A 14,943-nucleotide genomic window follows, 5' to 3' on the forward strand; every position below is an offset into this window, starting at 1 on the left:
TCATTCGGAGAAGGTATCGATGAATAACGCTTCCACTTTCTCTCTGGCCCAGGGCGTTTTGCGCAGAAACTTCAGGCTGGATTTCACTGACGGATCGCTGATAAAGCAATTGATGCGGATGCGGTCTCCCAGTTCCTCCCAGCCGTAATGCTCAACCAGTTGCGTCACCACTGTTTCCAGGGTGACGCCATGTAACGGATTATTCGGTTGGCTCATTATGTTCCCGTCAGTCTGCTTTGGAAAAAACAAACCCGTCGCGGGGAAAATGCACCTGAATCTGCCCCACCACGGCATCATCGCGTCGAACCACCAGCGTGCTTTCATCGCAATAACACAGCTCGCCGAACACCGGATCACGGCCATAGTCTGACGGCGCGACTCGCACCGGCTGCCCCAACAATGGTTCTTGCTCAGCCTGGGCAGGCAAGTCGCGAGGGGCCGCCTGTCGAGCAATCTCCAGTGCGTCGTCCGCACTGATATCCTTGCGCGTACCCTGCCCGAAGGCCTGCATGCGATTCATCCAGGCATCCACTTTCGGGTGGCTGGCCGCAATGTTTCGCCCGGCCAGGTCACGGCGGAACCACAAGCTGTGGTACGCGGAAAAATCACCGGCATTGGGGGCATCGCCAAACAGGAAGTCCTGCGTCAGCAGGGTTTCCATATGATCCAGATGCGCGGCCACCTTGCGACGCATTACGCGGGGACTCTCGGCTTTCACTTTCGACTTGCTGCCCATCTTGATCCGGTCCAGCAACAGGCGCCCTAGGTCCAGCAGCGACGACTCTTTCAGCACCCGGCGCAACAGGGTGATATTCCCTGCCGTCACAATTGAAGCCAGGAAAATCTGCAAGTCCACTTCACTAACAAAGGCCTGCACCTCTTCACTGCAATTCTCCACCACCAGCTCAGGCTTGTTTGCCAACCGGGCGATTTCTCGGCTGAGGGTGCGGGTATCACAAAAGACATCCGCGCCAATCTGCGCCACCGGGATTTTCCGGTAGCCACTGGCCAGCGGTGCCAACTTGGGGCGCGGTGGCATTTCCGCCACGGTGACCGACTGCCATTGCAAGCCGGCATAACCCAGCATGGCACGCGCTTTCTCGGAAAACGGGGACAGCGTGTAGTGGTGCAGAATCAGTTCTGACATCTAGGCATCCTGAATGAAGTGGTCGGTGTACGGCAAGCCTCATATCCCCGCACGACAAGGTCAAGCATCCATTGCTGCGCCTCTGCGTTGGCAACTGGCAATATTTATAACCTCGTAACTAGACGACCGGTCTAATTAGCTGTTAAAGTGCCGCCCATGAATACGCAAACCGCCATCAATCAGCCAGATAAACACCGCGACACCCGCCAGCACCTGCTGGATACGGGCCGTGACATTCTGGCTGCCCGCGGTTTCAGCTCCGTCGGCTTGAGCGCCATCCTGCAAGCCGCCGGCGTGCCGAAAGGCTCGTTTTACCACTACTTTCAGTCCAAAGAGCAATTTGGCCAGGCGTTGCTGGAAGATTATTTTGCCAGCTACGTGCAAGACCTGGACGCCCGCTTCACCGATGACGATACCCCGGCCATCAGCCGGCTGATGCGGTACTGGCAGGATTGGCAGGAAAACTACTGCGGCCCCGCCGGCCTGCGCGATTGCCTGGTGGTCAAACTGAGCGCCGAAGTGGCCGACCTGTCCGAAGCCATGCGCATCACCCTGCGCGATGGCACCGAGCAAGTCATGGCGCGCATTGCCAACTGCATTGACGCCGCCATTGCCGATGGCTCCCTGCATCCGCAGCCAGCCCAGCAGACCGCCGGCAACCTCTACCAGCTATGGCTGGGCGCCAGCCTGCTGACCAAGCTGCACCGCAATGCGCAGCCCATGAATCAGGCCATGACGCTGACCCATAACATGCTCGCACGCTGACACAACCACACTGAACACAACCGTGCCCGCTATTGAGCGGGCCTTTTTAGCCGCCAACTCTAGACGACCGGTCTATTTAAAAACTTTCAAGCGAATCAAGCGCCATCAATCAAGGATACCGCACCATGAACAACTTCGATTTCTACAACCCCACCCGCATTGCCTTCGGCGAAGGGAAAATTGCCGCTCTCGACACCCTGGTTCCCGCCGACGCCAAGGTCCTGATTCTTTTTGGTGGCGAGAGCGCTCGCCGCACTGGCACCCTGGATGAGGTGGAAGCCGCATTGGGCGACCGCCAGGTGCAGCTGTTTGGTGGCATTGAACCCAATCCGAGTTTTGAAACCCTGATGGAAGCCGTCAGCGTGGTGCAGCGCGACGGCATCGATTATCTGCTGGCGGTGGGTGGCGGATCCGTCATCGACGGCACCAAGTTTGTCGCGGCAGCCTCCGTATTCGACGGCGACGCCTGGGACATCCTGCTCAAGGGCGGCACCAATATTCACCGCGCCCTGCCCTTCGGTTCGGTACTGACCTTGCCCGCCACCGGCTCGGAAATGAACAAGGGCGCCGTGGTCACACGCAAGTCCCTGCAAGCCAAGTTGCCGTTCCACAGCGAGCATGTGTTCCCGCAATTTTCCGTGCTGGACCCCACCAAGAGCTTCACCCTGCCCCCTCGGCAGGTGGCAAATGGTGTGGTTGATGCCTTTGTGCATATCGTCGAGCAATATCTCACCTACCCGGCCAATGCACCGGTACAGGACCGATTCGCCGAAGGCCTGCTGCAAACCCTGATCGAGATTGGCCCACAGGCCCTGAGCGATCCGGAAAATTATGATGTGCGTGCCAACCTGATGTGGGTCGCCACACTGGCTCTCAATGGTCTGATTGGTGCCGGCGTTCCCCAGGACTGGGCCACCCATATGCTGGGCCATGAACTCACTGCCCTGCATGGCCTGGACCATGCGCAGACCCTGGCCATTGTGCTGCCGGCCATGCTCGCCGAACGCAAGGACGCCAAGCACGACAAGCTGGTGCAGTACGCACAACGGGTCTGGTCCATCCATGAAGGTAGCGAAGCAGACCAGGCCAAGGCAGCGATTGAAAAAACCCGTGCTTTCTTTGAAAGCCTGGGCGTAAAGACCCGTCTCGGGGATTACCAATTGACGGAAGAACACATCGAACCGTTGATCAAGAGCCTTGAGGAACACGGCATGACCGCGCTGGGGGAGCACAACGACGTCACCCCCGACGTATGTCGGCGAGTGCTGCACGCCAGCCTTTAACCACCCCACTCTTACGCAACCCCACCCCGATTTCGGGGTGGGGGGGGCACTGAAATGAAACCAAAGGAGAGCAACCATGAATATTCTGATGATTCTCACCTCCCACGACCAACTGGGCGACACTGGCCACAAGACCGGTTTCTGGCTGGAAGAATTTGCCGCGCCTTACTATGTTTTCCAGGACGCGGGCGCACAGATCACCCTCGCCTCCCCCAAAGGCGGCCAGCCGCCGCTGGATCCCAAAAGCGACTCACCGGAAGCACAAACCGCTGCCACCGATCGCTTCAATAAAGATGACGGTGCCAAAGCAGCTCTCGCCAACACCCGGCCCCTGGCCGAGGTGGATATCGAGGCGTTTGATGCTGTCTTCTATCCCGGCGGCCATGGCCCGCTTTGGGACCTGGCCGAGGATGCCCACTCCATTGCCCTGATTGAAGCCTTCAACAACAGCGGCAAACCCATCGGCGCTGTCTGCCACGCCCCTGCCGTATTTCGCCACACTCGCCATAAGGGCGAGCCGCTGGTGAAAGGCCGTGCCGTCACCGGCTTCACCAATGGCGAGGAAGACGGAGTGCAGCTCACCGATATCGTTCCCTTTCTGGTCGAAGACATGCTCAAGGCCAATGGTGGTATCTATGAAAAAGGCGATGACTGGGCCAGCCATGTAGTCACCGATGGCAATTTGGTGACGGGACAAAACCCTGCCTCCTCAGAAGCAGGGGCAAGAGCCTTACTGAAACTGCTGGCGTAACGGCACCATAATAAAGGGCGCCAACAGGCGCCCTTTATTATTCATAACTCAGGTCTGTGGCTTTACCACGGAAGACCCGGTAGATAAAAAACGTATAGCCAAGAATCATTGGTAGCGTAATCACTGTTCCCCAGAACGTGAATAACAACGATTCCGTCGATGATGCCGCATCCCAGATCGATAGCCGCCCCAGAACGATATCCGGGAACAGGCTGTAAGCCAGCCCGATACTCGCCAGCACGCACATCACAATCAGTGCCAGAAACGCCAGCCAGCCATAGCCGTTGTGCAGAATCCGGTTGCTGTTAAACACCCAGATCAACCCGGCATACGCCAGCGCAGTGGCAATGGGAATAGGCATCAGGCCAATGGCGTTAGGCAGGGTGAACCATTTCTCCGCAATCGTGGCACTGACCAGGGGCGTGGCAATGGAGATCAGCAACAGGAATGCCCCCATGGGCAAGACCGCCAGGCGCCCCCAGCGCACCGCCTTGTTGAACAACGCGCCTTCGGTCTTGATCAGCAACCAGGCGGCACCCAGCATGATGTAGAGCGCCGGCAGCGCCAGCGCAATCAAAATGGCGAACAAGGTGCTGGTGGCGTCCCCGGTGAGGCCCGTCACAAAGGCGCCCAGCATCCAGCCCTGGGACACCGAGGCGATCAGCGACCCCACTGAAAACAGCGCATTCCATTTGGCCTTGTGCTTGTCGCCTGCCTTGACCCGAAAATCGAATGACACGCCGCGCAGTATCAGCCCCATGAGCATCAGCGTCACGGGCAGATAGAGCGAGGTCAGTACCAGCCCATGGGCCTGGGGAAAAGCAATCAGCAAGATGCCCACGCCCAGCACGATCCAGGTTTCGTTGGCATCCCAGAACGGGCCGATGGCGGCCACCATCACATCCTTTTCTTTCTCATCGGCAAAGGGCAGCAGCAAACCGATGCCCAGGTCATAGCCATCCAGCACCACATAAATCAGCAGCGCCAGCCCCATGGCGCCGGCAAAGAACAGCGGAAGCCAATATCCCAGATCCATCACGCGTCTCCTTCTGCGAGTTCATCGTCGGCCTGTTCCGCCTTCATGGCCCGTTGCTGTGGCGTCAGTGTCAGCGAGCGCGCGGGTTTGGTCGCCATGTACCGCAGCGCCGCAATGTAGGACACCAGCAAAAACGCATAGAGCAATACGTAACCGAACAGCGTCCCCATGAGCGTCGCACTACTGTGATCCGCCACCACCTCGGAGGTACGCAGCAGGCCACTCACGACCCAGGGCTGGCGACCGATCTCCGTTACGTACCAGCCAGCCAACACCGCAACCCAGCCCGAGAAAGTCATCACTGACAGGGCTCGCAGCAACCAGAGCTGGCTATCCCGGTTCTCATCACGCCGCCGGAACAATCGCCATGCCGCCCACCAGCCGACCAGGACCATCAACATCCCTACCCCCACCATGACCCTAAAGGCCCAGAATACCGGGGCAACGGGCGGAATATCGTCACCGAATTCATTGAGACCCTGGATTTCCCCGTTCCAGTCATGGGTCAGGATCAGGCTGGCTCCATGGGGAATGGTGATGGCCATATGGTTGGTTTTGGCTTCTTCATCCGGGAAACCAAACAGGGTCAGCGGGGCGCCTTTTTCGGTCTCCCATATGCCTTCCATGGCGGCAATCTTGGCGGGCTGATGCTCCAGCGTATTCAAGCCGTGCAAGTCGCCAATCCAGACTTGAAGCGGCGCCAGTACCGCCGCCATCAACGCACCGGTACGCATGACTTTCCAGGTCGCCGGGCCGTCTACCTGGCGCATGGCTCGCCAGGCACTGACCCCCATAATCAGAAAGGCTGCGGTTAGCAGCGAAGCATTCAGCATGTGCGCCAAGCGATACGGAAACGACGGGTTAAAGATCGCTTCCCACCAGCTGTCCACAAAGAACACGCCGTCCTCCAGACGGAAACCGGTGGGCGTCTGCATCCAGGAATTCAGGCTGAGAATCCAGAACGCGGAAAAGCTGGTGCCGACGGCCACCAACGCACAGGACACCAGGTGAAGACGATTGGACACCCGGTTTTTGCCGAACAGCATGATGCCAAGAAAGGACGCTTCCAGAAAAAAGGCCGTCAACACTTCGTAACCCAATAACGGGCCTGCGATATTCCCCGCTCTTTCCATAAAGCCGGGCCAGTTGGTGCCGAACTGGAAACTCATGGTGATACCCGACACCACACCCAACGCAAAGCTGAGGGCAAAAATCTTTACCCAGAAGAAATAGGCGTATTCCCAGGCCTTGTCACCCGAAAAGGTATAACGCAGCCGAAAATAGAACAGGACCCAGCACAGGCCGATGGTGATAGTGGGAAACAGGATATGAAAGCTGATATTGGCGGCAAACTGCAGCCGGGCCAACAGGAACGGATCAAATTCCACCGGGGCAACTCCTTCCTTTGTCCAGTGACGAGGCGTCACTCTCCCAGACAGTAGCACAGACGATTGCCGGGTAAATGAGACAAAAGGTCCATGCAGGAGCCCGGGCAAGGCGCCACCGCATGTGAAGAGGACGGCAAGAACCAACAGGTGTTAACACTTTGTATACACCCGCAACATTTCCCCGCCCTGTCCACAACACGTTATGCACAGCACGAATCCGGTTTAGCCAACAAAATGCAGTTCATGAAACTGGTAATCCATCCGAGTCATGCCAACGCGTTTACTTTCTGGAGAGCACACCATGAAAACAAGAATGGGGCTGGTCGCCCTGGCCACCGCAGCCATGTTGTCCCTGAGCAGCAATGCCATGGCGCTGACCAAACGAACGTTCTGCGTCTTCGACATCATTGGCGCCAATGGCGACACCTTCAACATCATGCGCGACTACAAGACTGCCGCCGTCGCATGGGGCGTGGATGTGGAGTTAAAACCCTACACGGATGAAAAAATTGCATCCGAGGACCTGAAGGCCGGGCAATGCGACGCCGCCGTCCTGACCGGCATCCGTGGCCGCCAGTTCAACAGCTACACCGGCAGCATGGATTCTATCGGCGCCATCCCCAGTTATGAGGCCATGAAAACGGTGATTGCCGTGATCGCCAGCAACAGCCCCAGCGTCAACAAACATCTGGTTTCCGGCCCCTATGAAGTGGGCGGCGTTGCCCCGCTGGGTGCAGCCTTCCTGTTCCTGAAAGACAAGGAAATCGATACCGTTGAAGAACTGGCAGGCAAATCCATCGCCGTCCTTGAATATGACAGCGCACAGGCCAGCATGGCGTCCCGTGTCGGCATGTCGCCGGTTATGTCCGATATCACCAATTTCTCCACCCGTTTCAACAACGGTTCCGTGGATATCTGCTTTGCCCCGGTAATGGGTTACTCCGCACTGGAGCTGTACAAGGGCATGGCTCCGGATGGCGGCATCCTGGACTATGTACTGGGTCAGCTGAGCGCTCAGGTCATTTTCAAAAAGGACAAATTCCCGGAAGGCTATGGCCAGAAATCCCGAGCCTTCATGTACAGCCAGTTTGATCGGGCCATGAAGCTGATCGATAACGCCAGCAAAGAAATCGCCGATCGTTGGTGGATCCGCATCCCGGAAAAAGACAAGTTGCGTTATGACGAAATGATGCGTGAAGCCCGCATTGAGCTGACCCAGAAAGGGGTATACAACAAGGACATGATGTCCCTGCTGCTCAAGGTTCGCTGCAAGCAGGAGCCTTCACGGGCCGAGTGCGTTAACCCGGTGGAATAACCGGCTCTTGACAGACCGCCCGGGAAAAACGCCGCCAGCACTCTGGCGGCGTTTTTCGTTTCATGCAGGTGAGAACAGATCACCTTGCAGCAAAAAACGCTGACCGCACAGCAATTGAACGCCACCCAAAAGCTGGGTAACTTATTGAAACAGGCACCGTCTGTGCGGACCCCACTTTCACACTGAGCTGCAGCGAGCCATGGCCCTGACTTCCGCGGATGTTCGCAACGCCGAACCGCTCCAGAAAGACTATAAACTCCACGACGACAAGGGACTCTACCTGTTGGTAGAAACCGGTGGTAACCGTACTTGGAAACTCGGCTACCGTTTCGACGGCCGCGATAAAGTCATCACCCTTGGGCCTTGCCCGGAAGTCACCCTGAGCTTTGCCCGCCAACTGCGCGATGAAGCCCGGGAGCTGATCGCCGATGGCATCGACCCGATTACCCGTTGCGTCAAGCGTGAAGTGTTCAGCCCTTCAGTGGAAACCTTTGAGGCGGTAGCCCGGGACTGGCTGGAACGTGTCTATCGATTTGAAGTGTCTGAAGAACAATTCCGGCGCACCAAACGGCAAATGGAAAACTACCTGATCGCCAGCATTGGTAAACGGGTGGTCAGTGAAGTGACTCCCGAAGACCTGAAATCCCTGGCAGCGGCTCTCGGCGCAGAAGGGCATCTGGACAGAGGCAAGCGCGTTCTGGGCATCGGCAAGCGGATCTACACCCATGCCCGTGATACCGGTGTGGCGGGCTACCAGCAAACCAGTGCCCTGCGACGCCGGCTTACCGGCTCCGGCACTGAGCCGGAGTTTTTGCTCAGCACCCGTGAACAGATTTTCAATTTGGCCAGCGGTGTGCTCGGCCAGTGGAGCCGCACCACCACCACTGCCGCTCTCAAGCTCACAGTGTGGCTGCTGGCCCGCCCCAGTGAGATCGTCAACGCCCGCTAACGCCCGCTGGTCCGACATGGACCTGGACGCCGGCGAATGGCGCATCCGCCGCCGTAGCGTCGATAGCCCGGATGGCAATAAAACCATTACCGTTCCCCTGCCCCGTCAGGCTGTGGAACTGCTGCGGGAAATCGAGCCCATCACCGGACGCCAGGAGTACATCTTTCCCGGCACCCGCGACCGTAAAAAGCATCTGGGTGCCAACACCCTGTCTTCCGCATTGAGAAAAGTCACCCGCAGTACACCGGTTTCCACCGACAACCTGCGCACTCTGGCCGCCACCGCACTGGGCGAACTGGGCTATCAGGCAGAGCAGATCCAGTCACAGCTGCTCAACCAGAGCGGCGAGGAACCCACCGACCGGCAAGCCTACCAGGATAAACGCCGGGAAATGCTGCAGGCCTGGGCGGACTATCTGGACAACACCGCCATCGGCAAGGTCACCCGGCCGCGCAGACTCTGATACCCTGTGGGCAGCCACATTCACTGCTACCCTTCAGGATATTGCATGCCCAGCCCGTTCGGCTTTCGTTTCGACAACACCTACCGCCGCCTGCCAGAGCCCCTGTTTTCAGATTGCTCGCCGCAACCGGTCAGCTCACCGGCCTTTGCCCTGTTTAACGATGCGCTGGCCAGAGAGCTGGGGCTCGATAACGAGGCCCTGTCGACACACCCCGAATTTTTCAGTGGCAATACATTACTGGAGGGCAGCGAGCCCATTGCCCAGGCGTATGCGGGCCACCAGTTTGGCAACCTGACCATGCTCGGCGACGGCCGCGCCACCCTGCTGGGGGAGCATGTTGGTAACAGCGGGCAACGCTACGACATCCAGCTTAAAGGCGCCGGGCGCACCCCCTTTTCCCGGGGTGGCGACGGGCGCGCGGCCCTTGGCCCCATGTTGCGCGAATACATCATCAGTGAAGCGCTGCACGCCCTGAACATCCCCACCACTCGCAGCCTTGCCGTCACTCGAACCGGCGACAGGGTGCACCGGGACAGACTGCTTCCCGGCGCCATTCTCACCCGAGTGGCCACTTCCCATATCCGTGTGGGTACCTTCCAATACGCCGCCGGGCAACAGGATCCCGCCCTGCTGGAACAACTACTGGATTACACCATCGCGCGCCATTACCCCTCCCTGGAGGGGGTAGATAACAAGGCGCTGGCGCTGTTCGAAACGGTGATGGATCGTCAGATAGATCTGGTGGTCAACTGGATGCGCGTGGGCTTTATTCACGGCGTGCTCAACACCGATAACGTTACCCTTTCTGGCGAGAGCATCGATTTTGGCCCTTGTGCATTCATGGACCGTTTCGACCCAAACACGGTGTTCAGCTCCATCGATCATCAGGGCCGTTATGCCTACGGAAACCAGCCCAGCATCACCCAATGGAACCTGGGCCGTTTTGCGGAAACCCTGCTCAGCCTGATCGACGAAAACATGGACACAGCGATCGAAAAAGCCACCGCGTCGTTGAAGTCATTCAGTCAGCGTTACGAAGAAAAATGGCGCGCCATGATGAACAAGAAACTGGGATTATTCGGCAGCGAAGCCGGAGACGACAAACTGATTGCCGATTTGCTCACCTGGATGCAGACACAGAACGCGGACTACACCAATACGTTCCGTGACCTGATCAACGACGGCCAGCCTGACGCAGAGCAATACCAGAATGAAACCTTCCGGCAGTGGCACCAACAGTGGCGGGCGAGGCTGGCCCGCAATAGCAAACCCCTGGCGTCATCGCTGTGCCTGATGCGTAATCACAACCCGGCGGTGATCCCGCGTAATCATCTGGTGGAACAGGCGCTGAATGCTGCCAGCGACGATAACGATATGGCGCCAACCCATGCGTTATTACAGGCACTGGCCGAGCCTTATGCGGACCGGGACAGTGACGACCCGTATCGACAATCAGCCGGCCCCGGCGAGCACGTGTTTCAAACCTTTTGCGGCACCTGAAAGAGACAGCGTTTTGGCATTTTGTCGGATTACGCCTTTCAGGCTAATGCGACCTACGGAGCCAGTGGAGGGCTTGTAGGTCGTGTTAGCCGCGTAGCGGCGTAACCCGACATTCCGCGCTCAAGGAACGCCCTCAGCCTTGTAGCTTGTCCAGGGTCTTCAATTCAAAGTCACTGGCATCGTGACGCTCCCACAGCTGGCTGGCCGGATCACCCCAGGCCCGGTTTACCATGCGGCCACGTTTCACTGCCGGGCGCTCGGCAATCTGGTGGGTCCAGCGCAGTACATTGGTGTAGGTATGAGCCTCAATGAACTCCGCCGCTTCATACACCTTGTTGGTGACCAGTGCGCCATACCAGGGCCACACCGCCATATCCGCGATGGTGTATTCATCACCCGCCAGATACGTATTATCTGCCAGCCGGCGATCCAACACATCAAGCTGCCGCTTGATCTCCATGGTGTAGCGATCGATGGGGTATTGGTACTTTTCCGGGGCGTAAGCGTAAAAGTGGCCAAAGCCACCGCCCAGCAGCGGCGCACTGCCCATCTGCCAGAATAACCAGTTAAGCGTTTCGGTACGGGCCGCTGGATCCCGGGGCAAAAACTCACCAAACTTTTCCGCCAGATACAGCAGAATGCTGCCGGACTCGAACACCCGCTGGGGCGGGTTCACGCTATGGTCCATCAGTGCGGGAATCTTGGAGTTGGGGTTCACGTCCACAAAACCGCTGCCAAACTGGTCGCCATCCTGGATATTGATTAGCCAGGCATCGTATTGCGCATCCTTGTGGCCTTTCTCAAGCAGCTCTTCGAGCATCACCGTGACCTTTACCCCGTTGGGGGTGGCCAGGGAATACAGCTGGAAGGGGTGCTTGCCCACTTGCAGCGCCTTGTCATGGGTGGGCCCGGCGATCGGGCGGTTGATATTGGCAAACTTGCCACCGCTTTCCTTGTCCCATTTCCAGACCCGGGGGGGCGTGTAGGTATCGTCAGACATATTGGCTCCAGAAGAGAGTGAATGCAGTCACTATGGCCAGCCGCCCCGGTGTAAACAAGGTCAATCAGCCGATTGATTCCTTCAGCTTAATGGATCAATCCGCTTGCTGGGCCTGGCGTTGCTCACGCAGCGTTTTTTCCGCTTTTTTCGCATAGTCCACACAATCGATCCGTGTCGACTGAGAGGCATCGGTATAGTCCCAACCACTGGCACCGGGATGTGGCGTCAACAACAGATCGCAAGGCAATCCCTTCACGGTTTTGAAGGTAGCGGTGAAGTCCTCCACGATATGGGGATAACGCGGATTATCCACCAGCTGATAACCCGGCGCTGTCAGGCTGTCCACGTAGGCGATATCCACCCTCTCCCCGTCTCGCGTACCCTGCCAGGTCCAGGCCATGCTGCCGGGAGTATGGCCCGGAATGAAATGGGCGGTGAGTGTGAGGTTGCCCAGAGTGACCTGTTCGCCGTCCTGAATCTGTCGGTCCACCCGCACTGGCGGATAAAGAATGTCGTCACCAAAATGAATATCGTTGGCGCCACCGTCCGCCATCAGCATGGCGGTTTCCGCGTTGGCCACCAGCCGGGCACCGGTGGCCTGTTTGATCGCCTCCAGCGAACCGGCATGGTCGCCGTGGCCATGGCTGACCAGAATCCACTTCAGGGTCTGCGGCGCCACCCCCACGGCCTTCATGTTGGCCAGCAGATGCTCGGCACTCTGGGGCATCCCGCCATCAATGAGGATGGCGCCTTCGCGGGTTTTCAGCAGCAGCGAGGTAAGCTCATCGGTCCCGATCTGCCAGACGTTATCGGCAATCTGTAATGGCGCCATGGGCTGCAGCCAGGCCTCCGGCACGGTATAGGCCTGCAACTGCGGCAACGGGGTTACCGGTTCGGCCTGGGCCGCACTGACCAGCAGCAACCCGCATACGGCACTGCATCGAATAACTGACATATTGGTTCTCCCTGGAAAAACCCTTGGATGCACCTGGCCGGGGTTGGTTCGCCGGGGCTTACCCTTTTTGCTGCTGAAGCCATACCTGCAGGCCCTGACTGTTCAGGTTGATATCAAACCCGAGCGCATCCTGCAGTTCATCCTCCGACAGGGCGACACCATGGTCGCGAGCCTTGGCAAACAGATAGTCCTGCATGGCAGATTCCAATCGCGGCAACAACGTAGCCTCATCACCGGGAGCGGCTTTTTCCGCCAGCGCCACGTAATCATCCACCATGGCCAGCAAGCGTTCGCCAGGCTCCCGGGGAGCGTCCAGGGCGCCATAGTGAGTCAGAAACATGCGTTCGGGGTTCAGAGCCAGCAGCTTGCGAATCGATGCTTTCAGCGCCTCAGGATCAAACTGTACCGGGGTCGTCGTGGGTAAAATAAAAGGACCTTTTTCGGTCATCAATGGAGGATAAGACAACCCAAAGGTGTCACCCGTAAAGATGCCGGCGGAGAGCGAGTCATACACACAGAAATGGTGGCGGGCATGACCCGGAGTATCGTAAAAATCCAGGCGACGATCGCCCACCAACACATGGTCGCCCTCATGCATTTCTCGCACACGCTGCGCGTCCACAGGAATAATATCGCCGTAGACTTTCGCGAAGGCCTCTTCACCGTATACCGCCGTCGCGCCCGCCTTGAGCTTGGAGGGATCAATCATGTGCCGGGCACCACGGGGGTGGATCAGCAAGGTGGCCGCTGGCAATGCCTGCATTAACCCACCCACACCCCCGGCATGGTCCAGATGGACATGGGTGGGAATCACAAATTTCACCTGATGCCGCTCAATACCTCGCTGCGCCAACAGGGAAAGAATAATCGGCACCGTGTGATGGGTGCCGGTCTCAATAATGGCGTACTCCTCTCCACCTTGAAGCAAATAACAGGCCGCCAACCCTTCGCGGATCATGGCAGTATCAATACGGGTTATTTGCTGGCCGATATCCGCGTAAGGCTGGAAGGGCATGGGAGCAACTCCTGGCAGGTCAATAGCAATCCCGACTATAGAGGAATTGACCACCCACTTGCACTCGACTCTGGTCGTAATAGCGCACGTACTAATGCCAGACCGATGTGACTGGCGATTAACCCTTGGCCAGTTGCAACAGATCTCTCGCGTAAGCATTGATATCAAAAGGCGTCTGGTTTTCCAGGGTCGCCGCCACATGGACAACAAGCACATCCGCCATTTTTTCCAGCGCGGCATCATGGTCCAGGCCATTTTTGGTCAACGCCATCATTACCATGCCCGCCTCACGGGGGTGACCATCCGCAATCTGATTTTCCACCGCTTCAATCATTGCCTTCTGCGCAAATTCGTCTTCGGCCTGCTCCATTTCATCCATAAGAATGCTCGCTTGTCGTGAATGTTTTCATTGCTGCCGCAGGCGCGTTGCCAGGCGGTGCGACAAGTCTACCCTCGCCGATAATAAACACGCCACCGGGGCCCTTCACACCGGGCTGACTCATGAACCGGTAAAACCCCGGCATGATCACTCCACCTGCCATGACAACGCCTCACTGGGTCAACGACCTGCCCTCGCAGCCGGGCGTCTATCGCTTCTACGGGGCTGAGGGGGAGCTCCTCTACATTGGCAAGAGCATCAACATCCGTCAGCGGGTGAAGAGTCATTTTCAATCATGCCAGCGATCCTCCAGGGCACGCCGAATGTGCCAACTGACGGATCATATCGATTACACACTTACCGCCGGAGAGCTGGGCGCCCTGCTGCTGGAAAACCGCGAAATCAAACAGCGCCAGCCAATCTTCAACCGTCGCCAGCGACGCTATAAACAGCTGCACACCTGGATACTGAACACCTCTGACACGGCTTTTCTGGCACCGGTACTGCATCGCCCGGCCAGGGAATCGCTGTGGAACCAGGATAGCTATGGCCTTTACCGCAGCCCCCGACAGGCCCGCCTGGCCCTGGAACACTGGATCAAACAATATCGCCTTTGCCCAAAGGTCTGCGGACTGGAAAGCGGCAGCGGGCCATGCTTTTCGTTTCAATTGAATCGCTGCCAAGGTGCCTGTTGCGGCAAGGAAAGCCCTGGCAGCCACAACCGTCGACTCAGGCAGGCCTTACATGAACACCAAATCCAGGCCTGGCCCTATAACGGCACGCTAGTGATTCGCGAATGCGGGGCAACGGAAGACGACTACCACCTGGTGCATCAGTGGTGTCATCTGGCGACGTTTAACCATGCCCCCGGCGAGGAAGATCTGCACCCCCCGCATGACGTCTGCTTTGATCTGGACAGCTATCGCATGCTCCTGCATTTTCTCAACCGGGGGATCGAGCATTTCGTTATGCCGTAAACCGTCTTCACGGCCTGTTA

16 protein-coding genes are annotated in these 14,943 nt (G+C 57.9%); 8 read left to right on the plus strand and 8 right to left on the minus strand.

Annotated elements, in window-relative coordinates; all coding sequences use genetic code 11:
- On the minus strand, positions 1 to 216 hold the full coding sequence (locus tag A3730_RS20790) for a VF530 family DNA-binding protein (RefSeq protein ID WP_063521428.1): 216 nt from the start codon (positions 214 to 216) through the stop codon (positions 1 to 3).
- A gap of 10 nt (positions 217 to 226) precedes the next feature.
- Positions 227 to 1,147, minus strand: coding sequence for a glutathione S-transferase family protein (locus tag A3730_RS20795; RefSeq protein ID WP_063538831.1), 921 nt, complete (start codon positions 1,145 to 1,147; stop codon positions 227 to 229).
- Positions 1,148 to 1,303: 156 nt separating this feature from the next.
- Between A3730_RS20795 and A3730_RS20800 the strand changes: the two genes are divergently transcribed.
- The 3 genes from A3730_RS20800 to A3730_RS20810 all read left to right on the plus strand — a co-directional run bounded on the left by A3730_RS20800 (position 1,304) and on the right by A3730_RS20810 (position 3,946).
- Positions 1,304 to 1,912 carry a TetR/AcrR family transcriptional regulator gene (locus A3730_RS20800; RefSeq protein ID WP_063538832.1) on the plus strand — a complete coding sequence of 203 codons (609 nt, stop codon included), beginning with the start codon at positions 1,304 to 1,306 and terminating at the stop codon, positions 1,910 to 1,912.
- A gap of 125 nt (positions 1,913 to 2,037) precedes the next feature.
- On the plus strand, positions 2,038 to 3,195 hold the full coding sequence (locus A3730_RS20805) for an iron-containing alcohol dehydrogenase (protein WP_063521089.1): 1,158 nt from the start codon (positions 2,038 to 2,040) through the stop codon (positions 3,193 to 3,195).
- Positions 3,196 to 3,271: 76 nt separating this feature from the next.
- Positions 3,272 to 3,946 (plus strand): type 1 glutamine amidotransferase domain-containing protein, encoded by a 675-nt coding sequence (locus A3730_RS20810; RefSeq protein ID WP_063521090.1) that lies wholly within the window; start codon positions 3,272 to 3,274, stop codon positions 3,944 to 3,946.
- 37 nt (positions 3,947 to 3,983) lie between these two features.
- On the opposite strand, the gene A3730_RS20815 is transcribed toward A3730_RS20810, so the two are convergent.
- Both A3730_RS20815 and A3730_RS20820 read right to left on the minus strand, forming a co-directional pair.
- On the minus strand, positions 3,984 to 4,982 hold the full coding sequence (locus tag A3730_RS20815; RefSeq protein ID WP_063521091.1) for a cytochrome d ubiquinol oxidase subunit II: 999 nt from the start codon (positions 4,980 to 4,982) through the stop codon (positions 3,984 to 3,986).
- Positions 4,982 to 6,370 (minus strand): cytochrome ubiquinol oxidase subunit I, encoded by a 1,389-nt coding sequence (locus A3730_RS20820; RefSeq protein WP_063521092.1) that lies wholly within the window; start codon positions 6,368 to 6,370, stop codon positions 4,982 to 4,984. The genes A3730_RS20815 and A3730_RS20820 overlap by 1 nt, the downstream gene beginning before the upstream one ends.
- Positions 6,371 to 6,671: 301 nt before the next feature.
- Between A3730_RS20820 and A3730_RS20825 the strand changes: the two genes are divergently transcribed.
- From A3730_RS20825 to A3730_RS20835, 4 genes are all read left to right on the plus strand, one after another.
- Positions 6,672 to 7,685, plus strand: a complete 1,014-nt coding sequence (locus A3730_RS20825; protein ID WP_063521093.1) for a putative solute-binding protein — start codon at positions 6,672 to 6,674, stop codon at positions 7,683 to 7,685.
- Positions 7,686 to 7,884: 199 nt separating this feature from the next.
- On the plus strand, positions 7,885 to 8,634 hold the full coding sequence (locus tag A3730_RS32775; RefSeq protein WP_231880709.1) for an integrase arm-type DNA-binding domain-containing protein: 750 nt from the start codon (positions 7,885 to 7,887) through the stop codon (positions 8,632 to 8,634).
- 16 nt (positions 8,635 to 8,650) lie between these two features.
- Positions 8,651 to 9,097 (plus strand): tyrosine-type recombinase/integrase, encoded by a 447-nt coding sequence (locus tag A3730_RS32780; RefSeq protein WP_231880710.1) that lies wholly within the window; start codon positions 8,651 to 8,653, stop codon positions 9,095 to 9,097.
- A 45-nt stretch (positions 9,098 to 9,142) separates the two neighbouring features.
- Positions 9,143 to 10,597 (plus strand): YdiU family protein, encoded by a 1,455-nt coding sequence (locus tag A3730_RS20835; protein ID WP_063521094.1) that lies wholly within the window; start codon positions 9,143 to 9,145, stop codon positions 10,595 to 10,597.
- 133 nt (positions 10,598 to 10,730) lie between these two features.
- Here the strand turns inward: A3730_RS20835 and yghU are convergent, their stop codons facing one another.
- The 4 genes from yghU to A3730_RS20855 all read right to left on the minus strand — a co-directional run bounded on the left by yghU (position 10,731) and on the right by A3730_RS20855 (position 13,946).
- On the minus strand, positions 10,731 to 11,597 hold the full coding sequence (gene yghU / locus A3730_RS20840) for a glutathione-dependent disulfide-bond oxidoreductase (RefSeq protein WP_063521095.1): 867 nt from the start codon (positions 11,595 to 11,597) through the stop codon (positions 10,731 to 10,733).
- Between the two features lie 94 nt (positions 11,598 to 11,691).
- The gene (bla, locus tag A3730_RS20845) at positions 11,692 to 12,552 is read right to left on the minus strand and encodes a subclass B3 metallo-beta-lactamase (RefSeq protein WP_063521096.1); all 861 of its coding nucleotides are present in this window, start codon (positions 12,550 to 12,552) and stop codon (positions 11,692 to 11,694) included.
- 58 nt (positions 12,553 to 12,610) lie between these two features.
- Positions 12,611 to 13,567 carry an MBL fold metallo-hydrolase gene (locus tag A3730_RS20850; RefSeq protein WP_063538834.1) on the minus strand — a complete coding sequence of 319 codons (957 nt, stop codon included), beginning with the start codon at positions 13,565 to 13,567 and terminating at the stop codon, positions 12,611 to 12,613.
- Between the two features lie 118 nt (positions 13,568 to 13,685).
- On the minus strand, positions 13,686 to 13,946 hold the full coding sequence (locus tag A3730_RS20855; protein ID WP_063519307.1) for a hypothetical protein: 261 nt from the start codon (positions 13,944 to 13,946) through the stop codon (positions 13,686 to 13,688).
- Between the two features lie 143 nt (positions 13,947 to 14,089).
- On the opposite strand from A3730_RS20855, the gene A3730_RS20860 reads away from it, so the two are divergent.
- A complete protein-coding gene (locus A3730_RS20860; RefSeq protein WP_082872482.1) occupies positions 14,090 to 14,923 on the plus strand; it encodes a GIY-YIG nuclease family protein in 834 nt (277 codons plus the stop codon).
- Positions 14,924 to 14,943: the final 20 nt, after the last annotated feature.

The organism is Alcanivorax sp. HI0044, assembly GCF_001634945.1.

What these genes read in the sequence shown, in the direction of transcription:
- A3730_RS20795 (WP_063538831.1), bottom strand. Translation starts at nt 1,147, where the DNA reads ATGTCAGAACTGATTCTGCACCACTACACGCTGTCCCCGTTTTCCGAG.
- A3730_RS20800 (WP_063538832.1), top strand. Translation starts at nt 1,304, where the DNA reads ATGAATACGCAAACCGCCATCAATCAGCCAGATAAACACCGCGACACC.
- A3730_RS20815 (WP_063521091.1), bottom strand. Translation starts at nt 4,982, where the DNA reads ATGGATCTGGGATATTGGCTTCCGCTGTTCTTTGCCGGCGCCATGGGG.
- bla (WP_063521096.1), bottom strand. Translation starts at nt 12,552, where the DNA reads ATGTCAGTTATTCGATGCAGTGCCGTATGCGGGTTGCTGCTGGTCAGT.
- A3730_RS20810 (WP_063521090.1), top strand. Translation starts at nt 3,272, where the DNA reads ATGAATATTCTGATGATTCTCACCTCCCACGACCAACTGGGCGACACT.
- A3730_RS20860 (WP_082872482.1), top strand. Translation starts at nt 14,090, where the DNA reads ATGATCACTCCACCTGCCATGACAACGCCTCACTGGGTCAACGACCTG.
- A3730_RS20825 (WP_063521093.1), top strand. Translation starts at nt 6,672, where the DNA reads ATGAAAACAAGAATGGGGCTGGTCGCCCTGGCCACCGCAGCCATGTTG.
- A3730_RS20850 (WP_063538834.1), bottom strand. Translation starts at nt 13,567, where the DNA reads ATGCCCTTCCAGCCTTACGCGGATATCGGCCAGCAAATAACCCGTATT.
- yghU (WP_063521095.1), bottom strand. Translation starts at nt 11,597, where the DNA reads ATGTCTGACGATACCTACACGCCCCCCCGGGTCTGGAAATGGGACAAG.
- A3730_RS20790 (WP_063521428.1), bottom strand. Translation starts at nt 216, where the DNA reads ATGAGCCAACCGAATAATCCGTTACATGGCGTCACCCTGGAAACAGTG.
- A3730_RS32775 (WP_231880709.1), top strand. Translation starts at nt 7,885, where the DNA reads ATGGCCCTGACTTCCGCGGATGTTCGCAACGCCGAACCGCTCCAGAAA.
- A3730_RS20835 (WP_063521094.1), top strand. Translation starts at nt 9,143, where the DNA reads ATGCCCAGCCCGTTCGGCTTTCGTTTCGACAACACCTACCGCCGCCTG.
- A3730_RS20805 (WP_063521089.1), top strand. Translation starts at nt 2,038, where the DNA reads ATGAACAACTTCGATTTCTACAACCCCACCCGCATTGCCTTCGGCGAA.
- A3730_RS32780 (WP_231880710.1), top strand. Translation starts at nt 8,651, where the DNA reads ATGGACCTGGACGCCGGCGAATGGCGCATCCGCCGCCGTAGCGTCGAT.
- A3730_RS20855 (WP_063519307.1), bottom strand. Translation starts at nt 13,946, where the DNA reads ATGGATGAAATGGAGCAGGCCGAAGACGAATTTGCGCAGAAGGCAATG.